This is a genomic window from Bradyrhizobium sp., assembly GCF_016462955.1.
Classification (GTDB): domain Bacteria; phylum Pseudomonadota; class Alphaproteobacteria; order Rhizobiales; family Xanthobacteraceae; genus Bradyrhizobium.
In genome coordinates this window covers 1-3,025 of sequence record NZ_JAEMSD010000545.1, presented here as the reverse complement: position 1 = coordinate 3,025, position 3,025 = coordinate 1, and the positions used below count along the sequence as shown (strand labels likewise).

Annotated in this window: 5 protein-coding genes; 3 read left to right on the top strand and 2 right to left on the bottom strand. The window is 68.6% G+C overall.

Annotated elements, in window-relative coordinates; all coding sequences use genetic code 11:
- Positions 1-390, top strand: a 390-nt coding sequence (locus tag JHD07_RS33965; protein ID WP_291630106.1) for a tetraacyldisaccharide 4'-kinase, incomplete at its 5' end; no start/stop codon positions are given.
- Between the two features lie 240 nt (positions 391-630).
- On the opposite strand, the gene JHD07_RS33960 is transcribed toward JHD07_RS33965, so the two are convergent.
- Positions 631-855 (bottom strand): DUF2093 domain-containing protein, encoded by a 225-nt coding sequence (locus tag JHD07_RS33960; RefSeq protein ID WP_291630104.1) that lies wholly within the window; start codon positions 853-855, stop codon positions 631-633.
- A gap of 191 nt (positions 856-1,046) precedes the next feature.
- On the opposite strand from JHD07_RS33960, the gene JHD07_RS33955 reads away from it, so the two are divergent.
- Together JHD07_RS33955 and JHD07_RS33950 are read left to right on the top strand one after the other, a co-directional pair.
- Positions 1,047-1,835 carry a dienelactone hydrolase family protein gene (locus JHD07_RS33955; RefSeq protein ID WP_291630102.1) on the top strand — a complete coding sequence of 263 codons (789 nt, stop codon included), beginning with the start codon at positions 1,047-1,049 and terminating at the stop codon, positions 1,833-1,835.
- A 134-nt stretch (positions 1,836-1,969) separates the two neighbouring features.
- Positions 1,970-2,167, top strand: coding sequence for a hypothetical protein (locus JHD07_RS33950; protein WP_291630100.1), 198 nt, complete (start codon positions 1,970-1,972; stop codon positions 2,165-2,167).
- Positions 2,168-2,353: 186 nt separating this feature from the next.
- Here JHD07_RS33950 and JHD07_RS33945 read toward each other — a convergent pair.
- Positions 2,354-3,025, bottom strand: a 672-nt coding sequence (locus tag JHD07_RS33945) for an exodeoxyribonuclease VII large subunit (protein ID WP_291630098.1), incomplete at its 5' end; no start/stop codon positions are given.

Sequence of the window (3,025 nt, the reverse complement as noted above, 5' to 3'; positions counted from 1 at the left end):
AAGCCGGAGCTGCGCGCGCGATTGAAGCCGGATGCGGCCTCGCTGGCGCAGCTCTCCGGCAAGCGGGTGTTCGCCTTCGCCGGCATCGGCGATCCCGAGCGCTTCTTCCGCAGCCTGCGTGCGAGCGGCATCGACGTCGCGCGCACGCGCGCCTTCGCCGACCACCACATGTTCTCGGACGACGAGATCGCGGCGCTGGCCGCGGACGCAGAGCGCGAGCAGCTCACGCTGGTGACGACGGAAAAGGACCTCGCACGCCTGCGCGGCAGGAGCGTGCCTGACATCGTGCCGTTCGCGGTCCAGCTCGCGTTCGACGAACCGGCGCAGCTCGAGCGATTGATCAGCGACCATCTCTACAAGGCGCGCGAGCGACGGTTCGCGAGGCGATGATCTCGTCGATCTCGTAGGGTGGGTTAGCTCTGCAATTGCGCGAAGCGCAGTTGCAGGGCGTAACCCACCATCTTCGTCCCGCATTTGCCGACGCGTGGTGGGTTACGCCGATCAGATGCGCTTCGCACATCCGCCCCGCTAACCCACCCTACGGCACCGCCATTCAGGCGACATTCACAGCAAAGCTCTTATCGATTTGCTGTCGATCAGGAGAATTCGATGAAACGACCGCTTGCGGGATCACGCCTGCTTGAGCGCGCCCGGGAAGTGCCGCTGCAATACCGCGGCGGGCGTGGCGTAGGCCTCCTGCAGGTCCACGCTCCAGTACTTCAATTCGTCGAGCGGGATGCGCGCATCGGTGATCGCGCAGCGCACATAGGTCCCCGGCGAGATCACGCGGAAATCGCCGTCGAGATATTGCACCTGCGCTTCGCCATGGCCCGAGGGGCCGAACTTGTTCAGCACGGTCGAAAGTCTCCGCGGAAGGCCGCTCCATGGACCTTGGAGGGCACGATGTGTCGGACGGGATGTAACATAGATGGGGTGGCTTGTCCGCCCGTTAAACCCACCGGTTTGTGATGTTTTGCCGCCGTTTCCGCATGATAATTCTTCAGCCGAACGGGCGCTGGTTCCGGCGCCTTTCGCGGCAGACCCCGATGCGCCTTCGCCTGACTGCCCTGGTCCTGACGCTGCTGATGTCGGCCGCTTATGCCGCGCCGGTGCCGCAGCAGGTCGACATCCCGCTGGCGTCGGGCGTCCTGCATGCGCAGCTCTACAAGCCCGCGGGCGAGGGGCCGTTTCCGACGGTGATCGCGCTGCATGGCTGCGGTGGGCTCGCTAGCCATTCCGATCCCGTGCTGCCGCGCTATCGCGCCTGGGCCGAGCGCCTGCTCAAGTCGGGCCATGCCGTGCTGCTGCCCGACAGCTACGGCTCGCGCGATCTCGGTCCGCAATGCCGCGTCAAGGAGATGCACGTCAAGATGCGGCGCGACCGCGTCGCCGACATCGCGGCCTCGCGCGCCTGGCTGATGCAGCAGCCTTTCGTGGCGCGCGAACGCGTCAGCCTGGTCGGCTGGGCCAATGGCGCGAGCGCACTGCTCTGGGCCGTGCGTCCCCAAGCCGCGCGCCGCGATCTGGAGCCGGACTTCCGCGCCGCGATCGCGTTCTATCCGGATTGCCGGATCTCGGCGGGCCTCGGCTGGAGCGCGCGGGTGCCGACGCTGGTGCTGATCGGCGCCGATGACGACGTGTCCTCGCCGTCGGCCTGCCGCCAGATGGTGGATGGCGCGCGCGGCCGCAGCGCGCTGGCGCGCATCGTGGTCTATCCCGGCGCCGATCACGACTTCGACCGCGCCGGCACGCAGCTGCATGCATCAGCCGAACCTAGGGATGCCGAGGCCCGCGCGGAATCGCAGAAGGACGTCGCGGACTGGCTGGCGCGGTGAGGGCGATCCAGTAGCCCGGATGAGCGCCGCGACATCCCGGGAAGACTGTTCCCGCATATCGCTTCCGCCTTCGCTCCACGAGCTACGGCGGACAAAGTCGCTCATGCGGGCTACGCCTCTGGCGCGGGAGGCGGATGAGCGAGCTTGCCATCATTCGACCACGATATCGATTCAACGCAATCGTCATGCGCAACCGCATCACCCTCTTCGCCTCCGCCCTGATCGTCTTCACCGTCGCGATCCTGCTGTTCGAGGCCCACGCCGGCCAGCAGCGCGCGCCGGACCATTGCGGCTTCTGGACCACGATCGACGCGGGATTGTCCTGCCGCTGAGGCGCACCAGTCCGTCACCGTCACCCTGAGGTGCTCGCCTCTTCGGCGAGCCTCGAAGGGCGACGGCCCGGCTGCATCTCGGCGTACATCCTTCGAGGCTCACCATGCGACGCGCTGCGTCGTATGGTTCGCACCTCAGGATGACGGGCTGGCACCCAAAATGCCGCGAGAGCAGAGGCGCGCGCCTCAGAACAAGCTGCCCTGATCCACCGGCTTGGCGACGCGCTTCGGCGCAGTCTTCACATCCTGCACCGCCGCCTTCGCCTGCGCCGGCGCGCGCCTGGCGACCGGTGCCGGCCGATCCGCATCCGCGGTCGCGCCGACACGCCCATCCGCGAACTCGATCTCGACCCGTGCGCCGGGGCCGATCGCGTCAGCCGCATGCACGGGATGCCCGGCCTCGTCGCGCACCAGCGCAAAGCCGCGCGCGAGCACGCTGCGATAGGACAGCGCGGAGAGCAGCTTGCCGCTGTTCTCGACGCGCGCGTCGAGCCGGTGCAGCAGCGTCGCCAGCGCGCGCCCCGCGCGTTCGGCCAGGCGATGCGTGCGCTCGCGCTGGCGGGCAATGGCGTTGCGCTGCGCCTGCGCATTCGCAAGCTTCGAGGCGCGCAGGCGCACCTCCAGCCCGGTAAAGCGGTCGCGCCGCCGCCGCAGCAGCGCGCGCGCCGAGAGGCCGAGCCGCTCGCCGCACACGGTGAGGCGATGATCGGCTTGCGAGATCTGCCCGTGCAGCACCCGCAGCGTCAGCTTCGCGCTGGCCGCTGTGAACCTGCGGAAATGCGCGTGCGTGTTGGCCTTGAGGCAGCGCGGCAGGGAGGCGCCCGCCGAATCCAGCCGCTGCCGCGGGATCGCGAGGAG